The 5,265-nt window shown below is 64.7% G+C and carries 5 protein-coding genes; 1 reads left to right on the top strand and 4 read right to left on the bottom strand.

Going from position 1 to position 5,265, the window contains the following annotated elements; all coding sequences use genetic code 11:
• Positions 1-128: 128 nt before the first annotated feature.
• Positions 129-968, bottom strand: a complete 840-nt coding sequence (locus ACFWF3_RS23285; RefSeq protein ID WP_379315258.1) for a S8 family serine peptidase — start codon at positions 966-968, stop codon at positions 129-131.
• Positions 969-1,167: 199 nt separating this feature from the next.
• On the opposite strand from ACFWF3_RS23285, the gene ACFWF3_RS23290 reads away from it, so the two are divergent.
• A complete protein-coding gene (locus tag ACFWF3_RS23290; RefSeq protein ID WP_379315259.1) occupies positions 1,168-2,262 on the top strand; it encodes a hypothetical protein in 1,095 nt (364 codons plus the stop codon).
• 681 nt (positions 2,263-2,943) lie between these two features.
• On the opposite strand, the gene ACFWF3_RS23295 is transcribed toward ACFWF3_RS23290, so the two are convergent.
• The 3 genes from ACFWF3_RS23295 to ACFWF3_RS23305 form a co-directional block, all read right to left on the bottom strand.
• Positions 2,944-3,876 (bottom strand): SDR family oxidoreductase, encoded by a 933-nt coding sequence (locus tag ACFWF3_RS23295; RefSeq protein WP_379315260.1) that lies wholly within the window; start codon positions 3,874-3,876, stop codon positions 2,944-2,946.
• A 52-nt stretch (positions 3,877-3,928) separates the two neighbouring features.
• Positions 3,929-4,552 carry an NADPH-dependent F420 reductase gene (locus ACFWF3_RS23300; RefSeq protein WP_379315261.1) on the bottom strand — a complete coding sequence of 208 codons (624 nt, stop codon included), beginning with the start codon at positions 4,550-4,552 and terminating at the stop codon, positions 3,929-3,931.
• A gap of 113 nt (positions 4,553-4,665) precedes the next feature.
• On the bottom strand, positions 4,666-5,133 hold the full coding sequence (locus ACFWF3_RS23305) for an SDR family NAD(P)-dependent oxidoreductase (RefSeq protein WP_379315262.1): 468 nt from the start codon (positions 5,131-5,133) through the stop codon (positions 4,666-4,668).
• Positions 5,134-5,265 lie beyond the last annotated feature (132 nt).

Genomic DNA, 5,265 nt, shown 5'->3' on the forward strand with positions numbered 1-5,265 from the left:
CACCTGCCGCCCATCGATGGTGACAACGACCTGAAGTCCACGCCCACATCTGATCCGGGAACGACGCCTTCACACGCCGGTTTCGGCCTGCTCGATGCGGCGCTTGTTACGCACCCGCCTCGGCCACTTCAATCCCTGACTGATTTCCGCCGCCGCGCCAAGTACTCGATCGCAGCAGTCCGACCGTATTCGGTCATCAAAGTAGTCGCGAGCCCTCCGGCGAGTACACACGCGACCGAGGTCCCGCTGCGGGTTCGCAGCAACCGTCCGCGGACAGGTGCACGGACCCGGTCGCCGCGCACGAACAGGTCCACCCGCGGTTCGCTCACACAACCAGGTCGCAGCACACCAGTCGCAGTGCATGCCCCGACTGCCAGGCATCGTGGGTCACTCGCCGGGAAGAGGATCGGCCCTGCTGCCGAGTTGCCCGCTGCCGCGATCACGGCGATCCCGGCGTGCGTCGCTGCCCGCAGCGCGGCGGTCAGTCCGGCATGAGCGTCGGGCTGGCCCAGCGGAATCACGATCACGTCTGCACCCGAAGACGTCAGCCATCGAATCGCGGTGGCGACATCATCGGGCCGGATGACGCCGTCCGCTGACGCGGTGCAGGCAACGTTCAGGCGCGCACGTGGCACGGTTCCGCGCAGTCGAAATATGCCCTGTCCGACCAACAGCGATGCGGAGAAGGCCCCGTGTTCGCGGAACCACAGTGGGGCGGTCCGTCCGCCACCGAACCAGCGGACGGTGATGCCGGCGCCGTCCAGGTCGGCAACCGACTGATCGAAGCCGCCTTCGATCAGTCCGATCGTGAGGCGCGTCTCCCGTTCCTCGGCCATCGAGCTCGGCCACCACACGACGCGCGGATCGTGCGCGGCGGCTATCCGCGGCCGCAGATAGCCGACCGCATCGATGACGGCCGTGCGCTCGCGCTCCACCGTCGACCTCGAGTTGTCGTTGATTCCGCACATCCGGAGCACTTCCTTCGATCTACCCACGGGCTACTGACTGCAGCCGTTCATCGCATCCACAGCAGCATGTGTCGCGAACGCGCCGACCGCATCCGGGCTACCACGGTGCCCTTTTCGGTGTCAGCACCGAAGTGCGCCAAAGAATTCATACATAGTGTCGAGTTCTCATCGAAGTGATGAAACACGAAAGGAAATCGACATGGCCATCAACAGCATCGATTCGCAGCTCGGCGATATCATCGATCCGAAACTGCGCAAAATTGGCGAGCGCGTGGTTCGCCAGCTCGAACTGGCGGCAGATAAAGTCGCCGCACACGCTGCCGACGCAGCACGGTTCCCGCTGCCCACTCAACGAGATTCCGCCGAAAATATTTTGGCGAGCTGGTTCGACACCATGCCCGAAAAGAAGCGGGCCGCCGCCGGAGTCGCCGCTATCCAGCGGGTGAATACCACCGCGATCCGCACGGCACATCTCGGGGAACTGGCCGGGGTCGATCTGCAGACACGGACTCCGATCGCCTCGCAAGGCTCCGCTTTCGCCATCCCCAACCTGAAGTTCTCCGCCGCGGACCTCGCGAAACTGCAAAATCCGGCGTTCCTCGGCACATTGCGCGGGATGATCCCCCAGCATGCACCCGCTCGAGCGACGCGGTCGGATAGCCTCCTGCTGCGGGTGACCCAGATCCGCTGCGCCAACGAGACCAACAGCCCGTTCGGCGGTCACATCGGCGAAGACGACATGTGGCTCGGTGGCACATCCGTCGATGAAAGCGGTGACACAAAAACCATCAAGCCGATCAAACTCGGGAGTTTCAACAATAAGGAAATCAAGCACTACAATCCCCCGCGAACCTTCACGAATTTCAATATCACAGAGCGCGGAAATTCCTTCCCCAAGGCCTATCTCGTGACACTCGTGCTAGTCGAACGAGACAATGGTAAGGCTATGCAAACATTTCTGGATCGGGTCACGAAGGAGATCAAGAAGCAGGTTCAGGACGCTCTGGTCAAGGTGGGTACGACCATCGGAGGGCCGTTCGGGCTGGTCGTCGGAACCATTTCCGCCTGGGTATTCGGTGAGCTGATCGACTACATTTCCTCGGGATGGCGGGACACTGTATTCCGGCCCCTCACTGTCACTGCCCACATCGGCTCGTACGACAGTGTATGGGTCAGCTCCGGCCGCAAGGACAGCACGGATCGAATGCTGGAGACCAAGGCGCCACAGGCGCGGTATCAGCTCTGGTACGACTGGTTGCTGTACAACTCGACAGCCGGGTTAGGAATCATCTAGTGCCGCGTCAGGCGACCTTGGTTGGGTAATTGACCGCCGGATCTTCGCACCGACAGCGAAGTTTCGGGTCGGGCGTGCTGGTTGCGCCAGCGGCACGTTACCGCCGATCGCCGCATCCTGCACGACAGGGCTGCGGCGATCGGTGCCGTTGAGCGCGAAGCAACGGAACGCCGCGAACTCGCCCGTCTTCGCTGGTCTGCCCCCGTTCCGTCTTCGGCGCGAAGGGCCCGCCCTTCTCGTCGAAGTCGTGGATCACTTCTGCACCTACGCTTCCGACATCTAGCCGACCCGCCTCAGCCTCCGACCATGCGCACGCCGCCGGGCGCCCGTGGCCGGTCTGACGGCGCAACAATGTCTGATCAAGGTGGGGACAACATTCACCTCGCCCTTTCGAGCTGCGCACCATCGCCAGACGGCACCCGACGCCGCGGCTCCGGCCATCGGGGGTGTTGAGGTGGTACCACTCGCTGGGGTGCGACGTTTGTTACGCACCCCTGCTCACGTCGGTCGGGTTGGAGCAAAATGGCGGGTGGAACAGTCTTTCCTGTCCTTTCACAACAGATTTCGATTTCCACGGATGCCCTGACGCAGCGGGTTGAAAGTCCGCGTCGCCACAGCGAACTCACGACTGATCACAAGGACTGCCACCCGATCGTGTGGCAGTCCTTGTGATCAGGCTCCCTACCCGGGGAAGTAATGGCCGTTGTCCAAATCGGCGAGCAGGCCGGGCTGAGTGGGTTCCCAGCCGAGGGTCCGGCGGGTGATGAGGTTGGACGCCGGGTAGCTCTGCGTGACTATGTTCGCGAGGAACCCGAAGTATCCCGGCACCATCAGCACGTCCGAGGGAATGCTCACGACAGGCAGGCCCAGTCGGCTGCCGATGGCCTCGGCGATATCCCGGAGTGGGATGGCCCCGTCCCCTACCGCGTGCCAGTATCTGCCGGCCGGCCCCTTCTCCAAAGCCAGGCGGAACACGGGGGCGATATCGCGGACGTGCACGGCGTTCCACAGGTTCGCGCCGTCTCCGGGGTAGCCGACGAAACCCTTCTCCTTCGCCAGCGCGATCAGCTGCACGAGGAACCCGCCACGATCGGTCGTGCTGTGCGCGATGTTGGCAAACCGCACGACCGAAGACCGCACTCCCTGCTCAGCGAGGTCGATTACGGCGGTTTCCACGACGTTGCGAACCCGCAGGGTGCCCTTGTACTCCTCGCCGCCCGGAAGGGCCGGGTCCTCCTCGGTGGCCGGCCGGCCCAGGTTCCCGGCTGAGCCGATGCTCCCCGCCGCGACCAGCGGCTTTCCGGTTCCCGCGAGTGCCTCGCCGTAGGCGAGGATGATCGGGAGTTCCGCGGCGGCCACGGCGTCGAGCCCGCCCGAGGGAAGCAGGTCTTGCCGGTGCGCGACGTGAATGACGCCCTCGGAATCCGCGGCCGCGTCTTTGAGCCCGTCGAGATCCTCCAGGTCGCCGCGACGTACCTTCGCGCCGAGCGCGGACAAGGCGGCCGCGGCCGTGTCCGACCGAGCCAGGCCGGTGACCTCGTGCCCGGCGGTGACGAGTTCGGGGATGATGTACGAACCGGAATGACCGGTCCCGCCAGTGACGAAAACGCGCATGTTATTGCTCCTTGTGCGTGATGCGGCGGAAGAAATGGCGGTGCGCGCCCACTCAGTCGGCGATGTCGACGCTGAGGGCGACGTCGAAGCTCCCCACGCCGTGGCGGGCCAGGCCCATCAGCAGTGGACCGACCCCTTCCAGCCAGCGCGCCATCTCGAGTCCGCCGACATCGAAGGGACGCAGTCCCAGGCTCTCGATGAACGCCGACACGCCGGCCTTGGCCCGCGCGTCATCTCCGGCGAAGAACACGTCCAACGGACGGCCCTGGGCGATGATGTGACCGAAGACGGTGTTGAACGCCTTCACGACGTGCGCGCTCGCGGGGGCGGCCTCGGCAATCTCTTGCGCACCGGACGTACCGTCCGGAGTGACGAGCCCGGTGGCGTCGGCGTTGAAGGTATTGGTGATGTCGATGATGACCTTGCCTGCCAGTGCATCCCCATACCGGGCGACGACCGATACCGCGCTGGTGTACGGCACTGCGAGGACGACGATGTCGCCGGCAGGGACGGTGCCGAATGTCCCGGCCGTGGCACCGCCGCCTAGCGCGGCAGCCAAGCCCTCGGCCTTGGCCGAGTCGCGGCCGAGGATCTCCACAATGTTGCCGCCGGCGACCGCGCGAGTGGCGATGGCGTGGGCCATGGTTCCCAGACCGATGAAACTGATGCTGCTCATGGATGTGTCCGTCCTTCTCTGATCTGAATCGAACTGCTCGGACCGGGGCTCAGCCGGTGAACTCGCCGACGCCGAGGGCGAAATCCCAGTGGCCTACCCCGTTGCCGTGTGGTTCAGATGGCGGTGGTGCCGCCGTCGGAGACCAGTTCCAGACCGTTGACATAGCTGGAGTCGTCGGACGCGAGAAATAGTGCGACGGTGGCGATTTCTTCTGGGCGGCCCATTTTCCCGCGGGGGATGAGCGACTCGAATTCGGCCCTGGTGGCCTCGTCGAACAATTCTTCTTGTTTGGCGGTGGCGACCTGGCCCGGGGTCAGGACGTTGACCCGGATCTTGCGGTCACGCAATTCGTTCAGCCAGACGCGGGCCCAAGCCTGTTGGACGGCTTTGCTTCCGGCGTAGAGGCTCCAGCCGGGGAAGGCGCCGAGGGAGGCGTTGGATCCGGTCATGAAGATCGAGCCGTTGTCGTTGATCAGCGGCAGCGCCTTCTGCACCGTGAACAGGGTGCCGCGCGCATTGAGCCAGAAGGAGCGGTGGAACTGTTCCTCGGTGATCTCGCCGAGGACGGCGGGTTCGCCCATCCCGGCGCTCATCGAACTCAACATCACCCCCGATCGTGGCTACTGCTTCTCGGTGCGCGGCCTGGCCCGCGAGCTGGCCTGCGGGTTCGACCTCGAATACGCCGACCCCGCCGTGCGCACGCTGCCGGAGGC

Origin of the sequence: Nocardia sp. NPDC060220 (genome assembly GCF_042727815.1) — a bacterium.
Taxonomy (GTDB): domain Bacteria; phylum Actinomycetota; class Actinomycetes; order Mycobacteriales; family Mycobacteriaceae; genus Nocardia.